The organism is Saccharomonospora halophila 8 (assembly GCF_000383775.1).
Taxonomy (GTDB): domain Bacteria; phylum Actinomycetota; class Actinomycetes; order Mycobacteriales; family Pseudonocardiaceae; genus Saccharomonospora; species Saccharomonospora halophila.
The window spans coordinates 69148-86630 of record NZ_KB912557.1 but is presented as its reverse complement, the minus strand read 5'-3'; the positions used below and the strand labels follow the sequence as shown (position 1 = coordinate 86630).

The following is a 17483-nucleotide window of genomic DNA, read 5'->3' as shown; positions in this document are numbered from 1 at the left end:
ACACCGGTGGGCCGGGTGGGCCGGGACCGTCCGGCCGCCGGGGTCTGCGCTCCCGCCTGCCCCGGCCGTTCGACGCGGTGAGCCTGGGGGTCGCGCTGCTGCTGATCGCCGTCGTGCTGGTGCCGCTCGGACGGGTCGTGCTGGGCATGTTCTGGGTCGACGGCGGCCCCACCCTGACCCCGATCCGCCGCACGCTGCAGACCCCCGGGCTCGGCGACCTGCTGCGCAACACCGTGCTCGTCGTCCTGGCCAGCACGGCGGTCGCGTTCGTGGTGGGGGTCGGCCTGGCGTGGCTGAACGAACGCACCAACGCCCGGATGGGGCCACTGACCGACTCGCTGCCGTTGCTGCCGTTCCTGCTGCCGCCCGTGGCGGGCGCGGTCGGCTGGGTGATGCTGCTGTCCCCCCGCGCCGGGCTGCTCAACAGCTGGATCCGGGATGTGCTCGCGGTCTTCGGGGTCTCCGCCGAGTCCGGGCCGTTCGACATCCACAGCTGGTACGGCCTGATCATGGTCTACGCGTTCTACGCCGTGCCGTTCGTGTTCATGAACGCCTCGGCGGGCCTGCGCAACCTGGACTCCTCGCTGGAGGAGGTCTCCCGGCTGTCCGGTGCCCGCACCCTGCGCACCCTCCGCACGGTGACGCTGCCGGTGGTCGCACCCAGCCTCGGTGCGGGCGCGCTGCTGAGCATCTGGTTCGGCATGGGCATGTTCTCCCTGCCCGCCATCGTCGGCACCCCCGCCGACATCGAGGTGCTGTCGGTGCGGATCGTCGAACTGCTGACGTTCACCTACCCGCCGGACACCGAGGTCGCGGTCGGGCTGAGCGGGTTCGTCATCGTGTTCGTCGGCCTGGCCTACTGGCTGCAGCTGCGCATCCTGCGGCGCGGTCGGCACGCGACCGTCGGCGGCAAGGGCGGCGGTGCCCGCCGCATCGACCTCGGTGTCTGGAAATGGCCCGCGCGGGCGCTGATCGCCGGGTACGTGCTGCTGTCCACGGTGCTGCCGATGCTGGCGCTGGTGCTGGTCTCGCTGAACGGCTACTGGACCCCGGACATCGGCTGGGGTGAGCTGAGCCTGACGGCGCTGCGGGACGCGGTCCTGGACGACCCCGTCACCCGCGAGGCGCTGGGCAACAGTCTCCTGCTCGGCGTCGTCGGCGGACTCGTCGGCATCCTCGGCGCCGCGGTCGTGGCGCTGTACGTGGCGCGCCGCCGCACGCGCCTGGCCACCACGATCGACGCGGGCATCAAGCTGCCCGCCGCGGTGTCCAACATGGTCATCGCGGTCGGCATCCTGCTGCTGTTCGGCGGCGCCCCGTTCATGCTGTCCGGAACGCTGGTCATCCTGCTCGTCGGCTACCTGGCGCTCTACCTGCCGCAGGCGTCGGTGGCCGCCGACGCGGCGGTCAGCGGGGTGGGCCGGGAGCTGCCCGAGGCGTCGGCGGTGTCCGGCGCGAACGCGTTCCGCACCTTCCGCCTGGTGTACCTGCCGCTGATGATGCCGGGACTCGTCGCGGGCTGGGCGCTGCTGTTCATCCGGATGGTCGGCGACCTGACCGCGTCGGCGATCCTCGCCGGCACCGGCAACCCGGTCGTGGGCTTCCGCATTCTCGAAGTGTTCACCAGCGGCTCGTACGCGCTGCTGGCGTCGTTGTCCACGGTGCTGGTGCTGGTCACCGGGCTGGTCCTGGCCGCGGTGCTCGCCTACAGCAGGCGTGCCGCCCGCCGGGGTGTGGACACCAGGGTCGGGGGTGTGTGATGCGGACCGTGCTGCTCGGCGCCAAGGGCGGGCCGCGGCTGCTCGCCGACCGGTGCGGCCCGGGCCAGCTCGTCGAGCACGACGGCACCACCGTCCTGATCGACGCGGGCGAGGGCGTGGTGTCGCAGATCCTGCGCTCCGGCCGGGACCTGTCCGAGCTGGACGCCGTGTTCGTCACCCACCACCACTGCGACCACAACGTCGCGCTCGGCAACGTGCTGATGGGCTACTGGGTCAGCGGGGGGCGGCGACCGCTCACCGTGTGCGGGCCGCCGCCGCTCGGCCGGATCGTCGGCGACCTGCTCGCCGCGCACGCGGAGGACATCGCCACCCGCGTGGCCGACGAGGGCCGCACCGACCTGCGCGACCTGGTGCGGGTACGGGAGATCCCCGTGGACACCGCACCGCGGACCGACGCCGCACCGCGGACCGACGCCGCATCACGGACCGACACCGCGGCGCGGATCGACACCGCCGTGTCGGCCGGGCCGGTCACCGTCGGGTCGCTGACCGTCACGGCGGCGCCGGTGCACCACCCCCCGGTCCCCGCGCTCGGGTACCGGGTCACCGACGACGCCGGGACCGCCGTGGTCGTCTCCGGCGACACCACCCCGTGCGCGTCGCTGGTCGACCTCGCCCGCAACGCCGAGGTGCTGATCCACGAGGTCCTGCACCCGGACTTCCTCCGCCCCGGTGCCGCGTCGGGCAACACCCGGTGGCCGGCGCTGCGGCGGCACCTGCTCCGGTCCCACACCAGCGTGTACGACCTCGGGCGCGTCGCCACCGACGCCGGGGTCGGCACGCTCGTCCTCAGTCATCAGGTCCCCGGCACGGGCGTGTCCGAACGGCAGTGGCTCGCCCCGGTGCGCGCGCGATTCGACGGCACCGTCCTCGTCGGCGAAGACCTGATGCGCCTCGAATCCACACCGTCGTGGAGGTAACGACAATGCACCCCCATATCCGGCCCTCCCGGTCCCTCGCCCGGCGCGCCCTCGCCCTCGGTGCGAGCGTCGCGCTCACGGTCGGCCTCGCCGCCTGCGGCTCGGATTCCGCCGTCGGGTCCGGCACGGCGAACGTCACCGACCCCGAACTGCGCGAACTCGTCGAGGCCGCGCAGCAGGAGGGCACGCTGACGCTGTACGGCGTGCCGGACGAGGCCGTGCTGCAGGCGCTCGGCGACCGGTTCACCGAGCTCTACGGTGTCGAGGTCGAGCCGGTCCGGCTGGTCTCGGCCGACCTGTCGCAGCGGTTCTCCTCGGAGGCCGACTCCGGCGCGCCCGCCAGCGACGCCATCCTGCTCACCCACTCACCGTTCTTCGGCGACGCGCTGGACAAGGACTGGCTCACCCCGGTCTCCGAAGCGGGCATCCCGGATTATCCCGGGAGCTACCCGGAGGAGTACCTGGAACGGGACGGCGACGTCCCGGTCGTCAGCCTCGTGCAGACCAGCATGGTCTACAACACCGACGCCGTGTCGCAGGCACCGACGTCCTGGCAGGCCTACGCCGACCCGGCCTACCGCGGCAAGCTCGCCATCGCCGACCCCGCGACGTCCCCGGCGAATCTCGCGTTCTGGCAACTGATGCGGGACGAGTACGGCGACGACTTCCTGCGCGCCATCGCGGAGAACAACCCGAGCTGGCAGAACAGCGCCGTGCCCGGAACCCAGGCGGTCGCCGCCGGGGAGGCCGTGCTCGGCCACCCCGGCGTGGAGGCGATCGTGCGCAACCTGCGGGACTCCGGCGCCCCCGTGGACACCACCGTGCCCGGGCCCTCCACCGGGCCGGAGATCGCCCTCGGGTTGACCGGGAACTCCGAACACCCGAACGCGGCGAAGCTCTTCGCGCACTTCGTGCTGTCCGAGGAGGGCAGCACGCTGCTGGCCGAGGAGTCGGGCGCGGGATCACCGTACGGCACCAATCTCACCGAGGGCTTCGCCCGTCCGGAACGCGTCTCCCCGGAGCAGGAGAAGGCCATCACCCAGTTGCTCGGCACGGAATGAACCCGGCCGGGACCACCCCAGGGAGGTCACCCCGATGACGCCCCACCCCACCGACGACCGCACCGACGACCGCACCGACAACGGCACCGACGACAGCGTCCACAACCGCGCGGCGGACCCCGCGACGGCCACCCGCGAGCTGACCGATGACTTCGACCCCAGGGCGCCGGAGACCTTCACCAGCGCCCACGAGCTCTACCGGGGGATGCGCGAACACTGTCCGGTCGCGCACAGCGAAGGCTTCGACGGCGGATTCTGGGCGCTGTTCCGGCACTCCGACGTGAACCGGGTGCTGCGGAATCCGGACACGTTCACGACGTCGGTGCAGAACACGGTGCCGAAGTTCGCCTTCACCGGCAGGCGCCCACCCCTGCACCTGGACCCGCCGGAACACACGGCCTACCGCCGGGTGATCAACCGGTTCTTCACCCCGACGAAGATGCGGGCCCTGCACCCGACGGTGCGGCAACTCGCGGTCGAGCAGCTCACCCCGTTGTTCGAGGCGGGTGCGGGCGACATCTCCGTCGACTACGCGCAGAAGTTCCCGGCGCTGGTGTTCGCCGAGTTCTTCAACCTGCCGCGGGAGCTGTCCACCCGGATCAAGGAGATCAGCGCCGCCTACGTCGCCGCGATCATCGCCGTGGACGACGAGACGGTGAAACAGCTCAGCGGCAAGCTCTACGCCATCGCCCAGGACGTGATCGACCAACGCCGCGCCGAGCCGATGGACCCGGAGGCCGACCTCACCACCGCGCTGACGCAGGCGACCTACGAGGGCGAGCCGCTGCCGCCGGACATGGTGCTCGGCTGTGTGCGCCAGCTCCTGGTGACCGGCATGGTGGCGCCGAGCGTGTTCATCGGCAACATGTTCGTGCACCTCAGCCGCGATCCGGAACTGCAGACGACCCTGCGGGAGAACCCGGACCGGATCCCGGCGGCCGTGGAGGAGTTCCTGCGCCTCTACGGGCCGTACCGGGGGATGGCGCGCACCGCCCGCGAGGACGTGGTCTTCGACGGGCGGCTGATCAAGGCCGGGGAGCCGATCGCGCTGGTGTACACCTCGGCCAACCGGGACGGACGGGTGTTCCCGGACGGGGAGAACTTCGTGTTCGACCGGCCGAACCTGTCCGAGCACATCTCGTTCGGCGCCGGGGTGCACAGCTGTCCCGGGGCGCCGCTGGCGCGGATGATGCTGACCACCACGCTGGAGGAGGCGCTGGCCCGCACCGACGACTTCGCGGTCACCGGGGAGATCGTCATGGCGAAGTGGGCCGAGTGGGGCACCAACTCGGTGCCGATGCGGTTCGTCCCCGCCGGGGGAGGTGCCCGCGGCGCATGAACCCGGACCAGGCCCCCCGCACCGGCGACGGTGCGGGGGGTGACCCCGTTTCCGCCGGCAGCGACTTCGACCCGACCGGGAACCCGCACCCGGACGAGGTGCACGCGATGTACGCGCGGCTGCGTCGGAGTTGCCCGGTGGCGCACAGCGACGCCTACGGCGGGCACTGGACGTTGAGCCGCTACACCGACATCAGGGCCGCCGCCGAGGATTCGGCCACCTTCCTCTCCTCGGTGCGGGCGGTGGTGCCCAGCGACCCGCGCGGCCTGCGCAGGCCGCCGCTGAACTTCGACGCCCCCGCCCACACGCCGTACCGGCGGGCGCTGGACCGCACCCTGCAACGACGGCGCGTCGAGGGACTCGAACCGGCCCTGGCCGCGCACGCCCGGCGGGAACTGGAGCCGATGCTGCGGGCGGGCGGCGGCGACGTCGCCCAGGAGTACGGCGCGCGGTTCCCCGCCTGGGTCACCGTGGAGTGGCTGAACCTGTCGCCGGACGTCGCCCCCGTGCTGGCCCGCACCGCCTCCCGCTGGGTCAACGCCTGGCGCGACCAGGACCCGGCCGAGGTCAACCGGAACAGTGAGCGCATGTACGACCTGGCGCGCGAGCTCGTGGCCGACCGGGAGCGGGAACCCCGGCCGGTGGAACGGGACCCGGCCAGCTCCCTGCTGGCGGAACGGCCGGACGGGCGCCCGCTGGAGCGCGAACAGATCGTGGGTGCGCTGCGCCAGTCGCTGGTGGTGGGCATGGTCGCGCCGCCGATCGTGCTCGGCTCGATCTGTACCCACCTCTCCGAGGACCGTGCGTTGCAACAGCGGCTGCGGGACCACCCGGAGCTGCTGCCGGAGGCGCTGGAGGAGTTCCTGCGGCTGTACACGCCGTACCGGGGGTTCGCCCGGACCGTGTCCCACCCGGTGACCCGGCACGGCCGCACCATCCCCGTGGGGGAACCGGTCACCCTGCCGTACGCGTCGGCGAACCGGGACGGGACCGTGTTCGACGAGCCGGACACGTTCCGCCTCGGCAGGCCGAACCTCCGCGAACACCTGGCGTTCGGCCGGGGCCGACACCGGTGCGCGGGCATGCCGCTGGCCCGGCTCGGCCTCCGCGTCGCACTCCGCACCCTGCTGGACGACACCGCGGACTTCGGCCTGGCGGGCGAGATCGAGGGCGCCCGGATGCCCGAGGTCGGCGCGGTGTCGGCACCCCTCACCCTGCGTCCCCGACCCTGAAGGAACAGACGCGTTGCGGGCGAGCGATGTGATCGAGAGATGGAAACCGGGGGCGGAGCGGTGTCCGGCTCCGCTCCGCCCCCGGTCGTCGGCCGCCCGGGGTCTCCGGGCGTGGTTCTCCCCCGCTCAGGCGGCGTTGGTCCGCCAGCCCGGGCGGTAGTCCTCGCGGGCCATCGCCGAGTACGGCGCCGGGCTGACCACGGCGCGCACGGAGAACTGCTCGTGCGGCTCGACGGTCGACTTGCGGGTGCCGCCGTCCGGCTCGCCCCACACGACCCGCACCTCCGCGCCGAGCGGGACGTCCGGGTTCACCGTCGCCAGCGACAGGGCCGCGCGCTCGTTGGCGCTGTAGCCGGTGAACAGCGACAGGCCCACCTGATTGCCGTCCGCGTCCACGACCGAGTCGAAGTTCGACGAGCCGTAGTTGGCGTTCGGCAGGTCGAAGAACTGGTAGCCCGGGCCCTCCGGGTTCACCGGGGAGGACAGCAGTTCGCCCGCGTCCTCCGGGTTCCACGCCAGGGTCACCTTGCGGCGTTGGGTCGACGGGTCGATCCGCTCCAGCGCGTCCCGGCCGACGAAATCGTGGTCGAACTTGACGAACGGGCCGTAGCCGAGCTCCCACGGGTTGAGGTAGTAGTCCTCGATCCGGTCCGAGACGAAGCTGCCGGCCAGCGCGTTCACCGCCTCGTAGCTGTCCGCGCCCAGCCACTCGCGGTAGGGGCGCATCTCCTCGCTGGTGTAGACGGCGGGCAGCGGCGACGGGATCCAGCCCGACTCCAGCGTGTTGCAGGAGTAGGCGCGGGCACCGGCCGGTTCGATGCCGAACTCCTGCCCGGCCTCCAGGATCGTGTCGCGGACCTTCTCGTAGGTCTCGTACGGGCCCCAGATCTCCAGACCGGGGGCACCGGCCATGCCGTGCCGCAGGCTGCGCACCCGCTCGTCACCCACGTTGAGGTGGCCCATCCGGAAGAACGGGATCTGCTCGACGGGTCCGCCGTTGACCTTCTCGATGACCTTCCAGGCGTTCGGTCCCTGGATCTGGAACCGCCACAGGTCGCGGGTGACCTGCTTCCCGTACGGGCGGGACGGGGAACGCTCGTCGCGGCGCAGGTCGACGTTGTAGCCCTGCTCGGCGCGGAAGGTCAGCCAGTTCGCCACCGGCGCGCGGCCGACGAAGACGAACTCCTCCTCGTCCAGCCGGAACAGGATGCCGTCGCCGATCACCCCGCCCTCGGGCGAGACCGGGATGAACTGCTTGGCCGAGTTCACCGGGAACTTCGCCACGCTGTTGATCCCGGTCTCGGAGATCAGCCGCAGCGCGTCGGGGCCGGAGAGGAACAGGTTGACCATGTGGTGGGTCTGGTCGAACAGCACCGCGGTCCGCTGCCAGGCCTTCACCTCACGGCGGAAGTTACTGAACTCCGAGGGCACCACCGGGTAGATGTAGGCGCCGAGCTGCGAGTTGCGCAGCAGGTCCACGGTGTTGCCCGCGTTGTCGAGCACTTCCTGCAGATTCTTCGGGCTCATGGGTCCGTTCGTCTCCTTCGACGTGGTTGACGGTGGGGGATCGGGTCGGGGGAGTGGTCGGGGAGTGTCCGGCTCAGAGGCCGTACTCCTCGGCGCTGACGTAGCGCACACCGAGGTCGGCCAGGGTCTGCCGGAGGCCGTAGCGGTCGAGGCCGAGTTCGCCCTCGCGGAACGCGGCGCGGGAGGCCTCCTCCTTGTCCACCCGCGCCTGCGCGGCACGCAGCGCGTGCTCGACCTCGGGGCGGGGCACGACCATCGTGCCGTCGTCGTCGCCGAGCACCGCGTCGCCGGGACGCACGATCTGCCCGCCGACGACGACGGGCACGTTGACCGAACCGGGGGTGGCCTTCACCGTGCCCTGCGCGCTGACCGCGCCGGAGAACACCGGGAAGTCCATCGCGTGCAGGTCGGCGATGTCCCGGACCCCGCCGGTGGTGAGCAGCCCGCGCACCCCGCGCCGCTGCAGCGCGGTGGCGAACAGTTCACCGAACGCGCCGTCGGTGGACGGCGACGTGGTGGTGACCACCAAGACGTCGCCGGGCGAACACTGCTCCACCGCGGCGTGGATCATCAGGTTGTCGCCCGGCCGGCACAGCACCGTGACGGCGGTGCCGCCGAGGCGGTAGCCGTGGTGCGTCGGCCGGATGCCGGGGCCGAGATAGCCGGTGCGGCCCAGTGCCTCGTGGACGGTGGCCACGCCGTACCCGGCGAGGGTGGCGACCCGCTCGGGGTCGGCGCGCGGCGGGTCGGTGACCACGACGGTGCGGGTCTCGGGGGTTCCTGTCACGCCAGCTCCTCGGTGACCTGCGGGTAGAGACGCATGTACGCCTCGGCCTTCGTCGCGTGCGGCAGGCCGAGATTCGGCCCCGCGTTGCGCTTGAGCTGCACGCCGCGCCGGGTGGCCAGGTCGGTGTAGTAGTCCCACATGTGCTGCTGGGCGGGCAGGCACTCCATCGCCGCGCGCTTGGCCTCGAACACCGAGGTGATGTCCAGCAGCACATCCGGCTTGAAGTCGCACTGCTCCGGCTGGTGCGGTTCGAAGAAGAACACCGGCGGCGCGCCGAGGGGTTCGCCGGGGGCGTCGTAGCCGATCGCCTGCGCCAGCACCCGCGCCTGCAACGCCATCCGGCAGGCCGCCGGGTGGTCCTGGTTGTACGGGTCGGCCTGCGGGTGGGTGAGCACCACCGACGGCTCGACGTCGCGGTAGACGCGGACGATCCGGTCGACGAGCTCGGGGCTGTCCACCAGCGGGTAGTCGCCCGCGTCCAGGAACTCGATCTCGGCACCGAGCGCCCCGGCGGCGGCGGTGGCCTCCGCGCGCCGGAGGTCCTTGATCTCGTCGAGCGACTTCCCCTCGCGCCAGGCCTTCGCCGACTCGCCGCGCTCCCCGTAGGACAGACACAGCACCTTCGCGCGTTGTCCCCGCGAGGTGGCCAGCGCGATCGCGCCGGCGGCACGCCAGACGAAGTCCCCCGCGTGGGCGCTGATGACGAGCAACGAGCTCATCGGCGTCCCCTCCTTGTCGATTCGGGCAGCTCCACCGGGCACCGTATGGGCGCGTGCCCGCCGGGCGTGACGTCGCAGCGGCCCGTTCCTGCTACGTCATTCGTCCCGGCGGGCGGGGGTGGAATGTGGCCGCGCCGGGGACGGTGGCGGGGCGGCCGCGGGCGTCTGCGTCATTTGTCGCGGTCAACTCGGTTCCGATGCCGGACGAGACACGGCGGGTGGTGGGCTTCACTGACCCACGGGCCGCACACCGGTCCGATCTCATTCCCTTTCCGAGCAGCGAGGCTTGGGCCCCGGTCGCGGGTCCAGGGAGGAGACGTCATGGCAGCCGAGAGCCTCGAAGCCGCGATCCGGCGCGTGGGATCGCCGGTGACCCTGCTGCGCGATGCGGCCGCCCGGCCGCACACGTTCCCCGTCGCCGGCGAATTCACCAACTGGCGCTCCGAACAGCACGCCTGGCGCTCGACGTGCGCGCTGCTCGACCAGTCGCACCACATGACCGACCTGTTCCTCTCCGGCCCGGACGCGGCGCGGCTGCTGTCCGACTTCGGCGTGAACAGCTTCGCGAACTTCACCCCCGGCCGGGCCAAGCAGTACGTGGCCTGCAACGCCGACGGCCACTTCGTCGGCGACGCCATCCTGTTCCAGCTCGACGAGGGGCAGTTCGACGTCGTCGGCCACCCCACCGTGCCGAACTGGCTGCAATACCAGGCCGAGGCCGGCGGCTACGACGTCACGTTCGACCGGGACGAGAACTCCGCCGACCGCCCGTTTGGACCGCCGCGGTTCTACCGCTACGAGCTCCAGGGGCCGAACGCCCCCGCCCTGCTGGAGAAGCTGACCGGCGCGCCGCTGCCCGACGTGCCGTTCTTCCACACCACCGAGTTCACCGTCGCGGGTCACCGGGTGCGGGCGCTGCGGCACGGCATGGCCGGTCGGCCCGGCTTCGAACTGTTCGGGCCGTGGGCCGAGGGCGAGGACGTGCTCGCCGCGATCCGCGAGGTCGGCGCCGGATTCGGCCTCGTCCGCGCGGGCGCGAAGGCGTACTCGACCGCCAACCTGGAATCCGGCTGGATCCCCACCGCCGTGCCCGCCGTGTTCGGCCCGGACGAACAGGGCTACCGCGAGTGGCTGGGTGCCGACGCGCTCGGCTCCCTCGGCGGCAGTCTGCACACCGACGACATCACCGACTACTACCTCACCCCGTACGACCTGGGGTACGGCCGCAACGTCCGGTTCGACCACGACTTCCACGGCCGTGCGGCGCTGCAGCGGCACGCCGGGGCCGACCATCGGCACAAGGTGACGCTGGTGTGGAACCCGGACGACGTCGCCGACCTCGTGCGCTCGCTCGCCGAACCCGGCACGCCCGCGAAGTACCTCGACCTGCCCAAGGCACGCTACGCCTTCTTCCACGTCGACCGGGTGCTCGCCGGGGACAGTGGCGGCGCCGGGGGCACCGACGTCGGACTGTCCCTCGACGCCGGCTACATCGCCAACGAACAGGCGTTCGTGTCGCTGGCCACCGTCGACGCCGCGGCCGCCGAGCCGGGGACCGAGGTACGCCTGCTGTGGGGGGAGGAGCCGAACTCGGCCAAGCCCGCCGTCGAACCGCACCGCCAACGCGAGATCCGGGCCACGGTGGCGCCCGCGCCGTACGTGCGCGCGGTCCGCGAGACCTACCGCCGCTGAGTCCCCGCCCGCAGCCCCGACTTCCGCAGCCCCGACCCCGCAGTCCCGACCCCATCCCACCCGACCCGAGACCCAACGAAGGGCGCCGCATGAGCACTCCGTCCGAGGCCACCGGCCCGCGCGGGCGCCAGGCCCGGCTCGCCGACCTGGTCCGCAACATCAGTTACGAGGTGATGCCGTTCGCCGGGACCGAGCAGGCCGTGCGCGAGACCGTCCCCACCGAGGTGCCGCTGACCGTCACCGTCACCGAGGCCAAGGGGATCGAGCGCACCCTGGAGGTCACCGAACGGCTGCGCGGACACGGCTACGACGTCACCCCGCACCTGCCCGCCCGGCAGTTCGTCGACGACGGGCACGTCGCCGACGTCGTCGACCGCCTCGACCGCGCGGGTGTGCGGTCGGTGTTCGTCATCGGCGGCGACGCCCCGACCCCGGCGGGCGCGTTCGAGGACGCGCACGCGCTGCTGGAGACGATGGCCGCCGCGGGACACCCGTTCACCGAGGTCGGGATCGGCGGCTACCCCGAGGGACACGCCACCATCCCGACCGACGCGCTCGACCTGGCGCTGAAGCAGAAGGCGCCGCGGGCCACGCGGGTGCTGACCCAGATCTGTTTCGACGCGGACACCACCGTCTCCTGGGCCCGCGGACTCGCCGACAAGGGGGTCGACCTGCCCGTGCGGGTCGGCATGCCCGGCCCGGTCAATCGCAGGAAGCTGATGCGGATCTCGGCGGGCATCGGCCTGGGACAGTCGGCCCGGTTCCTGCGCAAACAGCAGAACATGCTGTGGCGCTTCCTGCTCCCCGGCGGCTACGACCCGACCCGGCTCGCCAAGCGGCTCGCCCGTGCGGCGGCCGACGGCACCGGCGGAACCGGCGGAACCGACGGGACCGGTGGGACCGACGTCCTCACCGGACTGCACGTGTTCACCTTCAACGAACTGGCCGGGACGGAGTCCTGGCGGCAGCGGATGCTGGCCTCGCTTCCCGGGGGGAGGGATCACCGGTGACCGACCACATCGAGCACACCGACCACACCGACCACGGACGGCTTATCGTGCGGGGCGAGGACCGCCCCGGCATCGTGGCGAGCGTGTCCGGGGCGCTGACCGAGTACGGCGCGAACATCGTCTCCCTCGACCAGACCTCCAGCGACCCCTCCGGTGGGCGGTTCTTCCAGCGCAGCGTGTTCCACCTGCCCGGGCTGTCCGCACGGCTGCCGGAACTGCACGAGGTGCTCGACCAGCGGCTCGGTGAGGAGCTCGGACTGGAGTTCCGGCTCGTCGAGGCCCGCAAGCGCAAGCGCGCGGCGATCTTCGTGTCCAAGGTGGACCACTGTCTGCTGGACCTGCTCTGGCGCCAGCGCCGGGGCGAGCTGCCGATCAGCATCCCGATGGTGGTGTCGAATCACCCGGACCTCGGCGACGAGGTCCGCGCCTTCGACATCCCGTTCTTCCACGTGCCCGTGGAGAAGGGGAACAAGGAGGCCGCGGAGAAGGAGCAGCTCAACCTGCTCAAGGGCAACGTGGACGTGCTGGTGCTCGCCCGGTACATGCAGGTCGTCTCCGGCGGATTCCTCGACGAACTCGGCGTGCCGGTGATCAACATCCACCACTCGTTCCTGCCCGCCTTCGTGGGCGCGGGCCCGTACCAGAAGGCGAAGGACCGCGGGGTGAAGCTGATCGGGGCGACGGCGCACTACGTCACCGAGGACCTCGACGAGGGCCCGATCATCGAGCAGGACGTCGTCCGCGTCTCGCACCGGGAGTCGGTGCGGGACCTGCAGCGCAAGGGTGCCGACGTGGAGCGGCTCGTGCTGGCCCGCGCGCTCGCCTGGCACGCCGAGGACCGCGTGCTCCGGGACGGCAACACGACCGTGGTGTTCGGGGTGACACCGTGACCGCGCGCATCCTGGACGGCCGCGCCGTGGCCGGCACACTCCTGGACGACCTCCACGACGAGGTCACCGACTTCGTCGCCACCCACGGCCGCGCCCCCGTGCTCGCCACGGTGCTCGTCGGCGACGACCCCGCCTCGGCCACCTACGTGCGGATGAAGGCCAACCGGTGCGCGAAGGTGGGGATCACCTCCCGCCGGGTGGAACTGGACGCCACGATCGACACCGGCGAACTCGTGCGCCGCGTCACCGAGCTGTCCGACGACCCCGGGGTGGACGGCATCCTGCTGCAACACCCCGTGCCGGAGCACCTCGACGAACGTGCCGCGTTCGAGGCGATCACCCCGGCCAAGGACGTCGACGGCGTCACCCGCACCTCGTTCGCGCAAACCGCGTTCGACGAGGGCGGCTACACGTCGGCGACCCCGGGCGGGATCCTGCGGCTGCTCGACGCCTACGACATTCCGCTCGCCGGAAAGCACGCCGTGGTCCTGGGCCGCAGCGCGATCCTCGGCCGCCCGCTCGGCATGCTGCTGCTCGCCCGGGACGCGACCGTGACCTACTGCCACTCCCGCACCGACGGCCTCGCCGAGCATGTGCGTGCCGCCGACCTCGTCGTCGCGGCCGTCGGGCGTCCCGGGCTCGTCCGCGGCGAGTGGATCCAACCCGGTGCCGTGGTGGTGGACGCCGGCTACGCCGACAACACCGGCGACGTCGACTTCGCCGGTGCCGCCGAGCGGGCCTCGGCGATCACCCCGGTTCCCGGCGGGGTCGGGCCGATGACGATCGCCACCCTGCTCGCGCAGACGGTCGAGGCCGCGCGGGCGCACGAGGCGGACCGGGGCGGTGCCGCCGCCCCGGTGTCCGCTGTGGACGGAAAGGAGGGGCGATGACCGACGCCCGCGACGACTACCTGCTCGACCTGAAGGCGAGCAGGCGGGGATACGCACTGAACCGGATGTGCGGATCGCTGATGGAACCCGACAACCGCGACCGCTTCCTCGCCGACGAGGAGGCCTACTGCGACACCTACCGGCTCACCGACGAGCAGAAGCGCGCCGTCCTGGACCGCGACTGGACGGCGATGCTCGAACTCGGCGGGTCGATCTTCTACGTGTTCAAACTGGCCATGGTGGACAAGAAGTCGATGCAGCATCTCGGTGGCGTGTTCACCGGAATGTCCGCGGAGGAGTTCGCCGAGGCCATGCGCTCCGGAGGACGGAAGTTTGGCTGACATCACCTGGGGTCTGGCGACCTCACACGTGCCGTCGATCGGGGCGGCCATGGACCACGGCAAGACCGCTGACGACTACTGGAAGCCGCTGTTCGACGGCTACGCCCCCGCCCGCGAGTGGATGGCCGGGCACACCCCGGACGTGGCCGTGGTGATCTACAACGACCACGCCAACTCGCTGGGACTGGACATGGTGCCGACGTTCGCGGTCGGCACCGCCGAGTCCTACGACGTGGCCGACGAGGGCTGGGGACCGCGCCCGGTGCCGTCCGTGCAGGGTGCGCCGGAGCTGTCCGAACATCTCGTGCGCGAGCTGCTCGACGACCACTTCGACATCGCAACGGTGCACCGGCTCGACGTCGACCACGGGCTCACCGTCCCGCTGTCGGTGTACAACCCGGAACCCGGGGACAGCTGGCCGTGCGCGGTGGTGCCGGTGCTGACCAACGTGATCCAGTACCCGCAGCCGACCGCGGCCCGGTGCCTGGAGTTCGGCCGCGCGCTCGGCCGGGCGATCCGGTCGTTCCCGCAGGACACGAACGTCGCCGTGTTCGGCACCGGCGGCATGTCGCACCAGCTCGCCGGCGCCCGCGCCGGGCTCATCAACGAGGAGTTCGACCGCTGGTTCCTGGAGAAGATCCAGCACGACCCGGCGGCGCTGGCCGCGCTGACCCGCGAGGACTACGTGCGCCACGCGGGCACCGAGGGCATCGAACTGATCATGTGGCTGATCATGCGCGGCGCGCTGAGCGACGGGATCCGGCGGGTGCACGACACCTACCACGTGCCCGCGTCGAACACCGCCGCCGCGCTGGCGCTGTTCGCCGAGCCCGGCGTGGACGGGGAGGTGCCGTCGTGAGCACGTTCGTCCTGCTGCACGGCGCCTGGCACGGCGGTTGGGTGTGGCAACGGGTGGCGCCCGCGCTGCGCGCCGCGGGCCACGAGGTGTACACGCCCACGCTCACCGGGGTCAGCGACCGCGCCCACCTGCTGAGCCCGTCGGTGGGGCTGAGCACGCACACCGAGGACGTGGTGTCGCTGATCGAGGCGCACGACCTCACCGACGTGGTGCTCGTCGGGCACTCCTACGCCGGGCAGGTCGTGGCCGGTGCGGCCGAGCGGGTCCCGGACCGGCTCCGCACGCGGGTCCACCTGGACGCGTTCGTCCCCGACGACGGCGACGCCGCCCTCGACCTGCTGCCGGAGACGGTGGCCGGGCACTACCGCGAATCGGTCTCCGGCCCCGGATTCGGGTGGCTCATCCCCGTGCGGTCACTGGCCAAGCTCGGCGTCACCGACCAGGCCGACCTGGACTGGCTGACCCCGCGGCTGACCCCGCACCCGTGGCTGACCTACACCGAACCCGTGCGCTGCGGTGCCGCCGCGGCGTCCGTGCCCGCCGTGTTCGTCGAGTGCACCGACTGGATGCGGGTGTTCCGGCCGCAGGCCGAGCGCGCCGCGGACCGGGGATGGCCGGTCCACCACGTCGCCACCGGCCACGAGGCGATGGTCACCGCACCCGCGGCACTCGCGGACACCCTGCTGTCCGTCGCCGCCTGAGACGTCCGGAGGAGACGATGGAATTCCTGGTCCGCGCCGAGAACCGGCTGCCCGCCGACACCCCGGACGCCACCCGGGACGAGCTCAAGGCCGCCGAACGGGTGCGCGCCGGCGAGCTGCGCGCCGCGGGCGTGCTCAAACGGCTGTGGCGGGTTCCCGGCCGTAACGCCACGGTCGGGCTGTACGAGGCCGACGACCCGGCCGCCCTGCACGACGCGCTCGCGTCGCTGCCCATGTGGAAGTGGATGGACGTGACCGTGGAGGCACTTGCCACCCACCCGCAGGAACGCGGCTGACCCCGCCCCACCGTCGTGCCGCCCGCCCGTACCCGGGCGGGGGGCACGACGCATCCCCGAACCCCGCTCGACACCCGCTCGACGAGGAGCAATGATGTCCGCCAACCAGTCCACCGCGCCGTCCCGGAAGCCGGGCACGGTCGCGTTCGCCAGCTATATCGGTACCACCATCGAGTGGTACGACTTCTTCATCTACGGCATCGCGGCCACGCTGGTGTTCTCCACCCAGTTCTTCCCCGAGTTCTCCGACCTCGGCGGGACCCTGGCCGCCCTGGCCACGTTCGCCGTCGGCTTCATCGCCCGCCCCATCGGCGGCATTCTGATGGGCCACTTCGGCGACCGGGTCGGGCGCAAATCCATGCTCGTCATCTCACTGCTCACGATGGGCATCGCCACGAGCCTGATCGGCCTGCTGCCCACCTACGAGACCATCGGCGTGTGGGCCCCGATCCTGCTCGTCGTCCTGCGGTTGGCCCAGGGCGTGGGTGTCGGCGGTGAGTGGGCCGGTGCGGTGCTCATGGCCGTGGAACACGCGCCGCCGAAGAAGCGCTCGCTGTACGGCGCGTTCCCCCAGCTGGGCCTGCCCTCCGGCATCCTGCTGTCCCAGGTGGTCTACCTCGTGCTGACCTCCACCCTGGCCGAGGGCGCCTTCGCCGACTGGGGCTGGCGCATCCCGTTTTTGATCAGCGCCGCGCTGATCGTCGTGGGTCTGGTGATCCGGCTGCGGATCGAGGAGAGCGACGACTTCCAGAAGGTGCAGCAGGCCGGAAAGGTCGAGAAGCTGCCCATCGTGGAGGCGTTCCGGACGACGCCGCTGCAGCTGCTGATCGGCAGCCTCGCCTCGATCGCCGCGCCCGCACTGGGCTACCTGGTGTCGGTGTACATGGTCTCCTACGGCACCGAGCAGCTCGGCCTGCCGAACACGACGATGCTGTGGACGATCGTGGCCGTCAGCGTGCCGTGGATCCTGATGGTGCTCGCCTCGGGCATCGCGGGGGACCGGTTCGGCCGCAAGCGCACGTTCGTCGCCGGTGCCGCGCTCGCCGTCGTGTGGGCGTTCCCGATGTTCTGGCTCGTGGACACCGGGACCGTCCTCGGGATCTTCACGGGCCTGCTGGTGGCCACCGTGGCGAACTCGGTCATGTCCGGCCCACAGCCCGCGCTGATCACCGGCATGTTCCCGGTGCGGCTGCGCTACAGCGGGTCGTCGGTGTCCTACCAGGCCGGCTCGATCGTGGGCGGCGGCATCGTCCCGATGCTGGCGACCACGCTCTACGCCCAGTTCGGCAGCACGGTCGCGCTGTCGGTGCTCGTGGCGGTCATCGCGCTGATCAGCCTCACCGCGATCCTCGTCGCGAGCAGGCGGATCCTCGGCGGCCACGGCGAGGCCGGGACGGCCGAGCCCGCCCGCGAACCCGCCGCCCGCTGAGCGGCGGAG

At 71.9% G+C, this 17483-nt stretch carries 17 protein-coding genes; 14 read left to right on the top strand and 3 right to left on the bottom strand.

Annotation, left to right across the window (positions count from 1 at the left end):
• From SACHA_RS21940 to SACHA_RS0112805, 5 genes are all read left to right on the top strand, one after another.
• Nucleotides 1–1760, top strand: a 1760-nt coding sequence (locus SACHA_RS21940) for an ABC transporter permease (RefSeq protein ID WP_019810407.1), incomplete at its 5' end; no start/stop codon positions are given.
• Complete coding sequence (locus tag SACHA_RS0112820) at nucleotides 1760–2701, top strand: MBL fold metallo-hydrolase (RefSeq protein WP_019810405.1); 942 nt, start codon at nucleotides 1760–1762, stop codon at nucleotides 2699–2701. The genes SACHA_RS21940 and SACHA_RS0112820, both read left to right, overlap by 1 nt.
• A gap of 5 nt (nucleotides 2702–2706) precedes the next feature.
• Complete coding sequence (locus tag SACHA_RS0112815; RefSeq protein WP_019810403.1) at nucleotides 2707–3762, top strand: ABC transporter substrate-binding protein; 1056 nt, start codon at nucleotides 2707–2709, stop codon at nucleotides 3760–3762.
• 34 nt (nucleotides 3763–3796) lie between these two features.
• Nucleotides 3797–5101 carry a cytochrome P450 gene (locus tag SACHA_RS0112810; protein WP_019810401.1) on the top strand — a complete coding sequence of 435 codons (1305 nt, stop codon included), beginning with the start codon at nucleotides 3797–3799 and terminating at the stop codon, nucleotides 5099–5101.
• Nucleotides 5098–6333, top strand: a complete 1236-nt coding sequence (locus SACHA_RS0112805; protein ID WP_019810398.1) for a cytochrome P450 — start codon at nucleotides 5098–5100, stop codon at nucleotides 6331–6333. Before SACHA_RS0112810 ends, SACHA_RS0112805 begins: the two co-directional genes overlap by 4 nt.
• 126 nt (nucleotides 6334–6459) lie before the next feature.
• Here the strand turns inward: SACHA_RS0112805 and ligM are convergent, their stop codons facing one another.
• The 3 genes from ligM to SACHA_RS0112790 form a co-directional block, all read right to left on the bottom strand.
• On the bottom strand, nucleotides 6460–7860 hold the full coding sequence (gene ligM / locus SACHA_RS0112800) for a vanillate/3-O-methylgallate O-demethylase (RefSeq protein WP_019810396.1): 1401 nt from the start codon (nucleotides 7858–7860) through the stop codon (nucleotides 6460–6462).
• A 73-nt stretch (nucleotides 7861–7933) separates the two neighbouring features.
• A complete protein-coding gene (locus tag SACHA_RS0112795) occupies nucleotides 7934–8647 on the bottom strand; it encodes a 4-carboxy-4-hydroxy-2-oxoadipate aldolase/oxaloacetate decarboxylase (RefSeq protein WP_019810395.1) in 714 nt (237 codons plus the stop codon).
• Entirely contained in the window at nucleotides 8644–9366 is a 723-nt protein-coding gene (locus tag SACHA_RS0112790) for a PIG-L deacetylase family protein (protein WP_019810393.1), read from the bottom strand. Before SACHA_RS0112790 ends, SACHA_RS0112795 begins: the two co-directional genes overlap by 4 nt.
• 321 nt (nucleotides 9367–9687) lie before the next feature.
• Here SACHA_RS0112790 and SACHA_RS0112785 point away from each other — a divergent pair, with 321 nt between their 5' ends.
• The 9 genes from SACHA_RS0112785 to SACHA_RS0112745 all read left to right on the top strand — a co-directional run bounded on the left by SACHA_RS0112785 (nucleotide 9688) and on the right by SACHA_RS0112745 (nucleotide 17474).
• Nucleotides 9688–11058 (top strand): aminomethyltransferase family protein, encoded by a 1371-nt coding sequence (locus tag SACHA_RS0112785; RefSeq protein ID WP_019810391.1) that lies wholly within the window; start codon nucleotides 9688–9690, stop codon nucleotides 11056–11058.
• An 89-nt stretch (nucleotides 11059–11147) separates the two neighbouring features.
• On the top strand, nucleotides 11148–12068 hold the full coding sequence (locus SACHA_RS0112780) for a methylenetetrahydrofolate reductase (protein ID WP_019810390.1): 921 nt from the start codon (nucleotides 11148–11150) through the stop codon (nucleotides 12066–12068).
• The gene (purU, locus tag SACHA_RS0112775; protein WP_019810389.1) at nucleotides 12065–12958 is read left to right on the top strand and encodes a formyltetrahydrofolate deformylase; all 894 of its coding nucleotides are present in this window, start codon (nucleotides 12065–12067) and stop codon (nucleotides 12956–12958) included. Before SACHA_RS0112780 ends, purU begins: the two co-directional genes overlap by 4 nt.
• Nucleotides 12955–13848, top strand: coding sequence for a bifunctional 5,10-methylenetetrahydrofolate dehydrogenase/5,10-methenyltetrahydrofolate cyclohydrolase (locus SACHA_RS0112770; RefSeq protein WP_019810388.1), 894 nt, complete (start codon nucleotides 12955–12957; stop codon nucleotides 13846–13848). The genes purU and SACHA_RS0112770 overlap by 4 nt, the downstream gene beginning before the upstream one ends.
• The gene (gene ligA, locus SACHA_RS0112765) at nucleotides 13845–14189 is read left to right on the top strand and encodes a protocatechuate 4,5-dioxygenase subunit alpha (RefSeq protein ID WP_019810387.1); all 345 of its coding nucleotides are present in this window, start codon (nucleotides 13845–13847) and stop codon (nucleotides 14187–14189) included. The genes SACHA_RS0112770 and ligA overlap by 4 nt, the downstream gene beginning before the upstream one ends.
• The gene (locus SACHA_RS0112760; protein ID WP_019810386.1) at nucleotides 14182–15048 is read left to right on the top strand and encodes a class III extradiol dioxygenase subunit beta; all 867 of its coding nucleotides are present in this window, start codon (nucleotides 14182–14184) and stop codon (nucleotides 15046–15048) included. Before ligA ends, SACHA_RS0112760 begins: the two co-directional genes overlap by 8 nt.
• Nucleotides 15045–15749 carry an alpha/beta fold hydrolase gene (locus SACHA_RS0112755; protein ID WP_019810385.1) on the top strand — a complete coding sequence of 235 codons (705 nt, stop codon included), beginning with the start codon at nucleotides 15045–15047 and terminating at the stop codon, nucleotides 15747–15749. Before SACHA_RS0112760 ends, SACHA_RS0112755 begins: the two co-directional genes overlap by 4 nt.
• A 17-nt stretch (nucleotides 15750–15766) precedes the next feature.
• Nucleotides 15767–16045 (top strand): muconolactone Delta-isomerase family protein, encoded by a 279-nt coding sequence (locus SACHA_RS0112750; RefSeq protein ID WP_007024111.1) that lies wholly within the window; start codon nucleotides 15767–15769, stop codon nucleotides 16043–16045.
• A 94-nt stretch (nucleotides 16046–16139) separates the two neighbouring features.
• Nucleotides 16140–17474, top strand: coding sequence for an MFS transporter (locus SACHA_RS0112745; protein WP_157601683.1), 1335 nt, complete (start codon nucleotides 16140–16142; stop codon nucleotides 17472–17474).
• The last annotated feature ends 9 nt before the right edge of the window (nucleotides 17475–17483 follow it).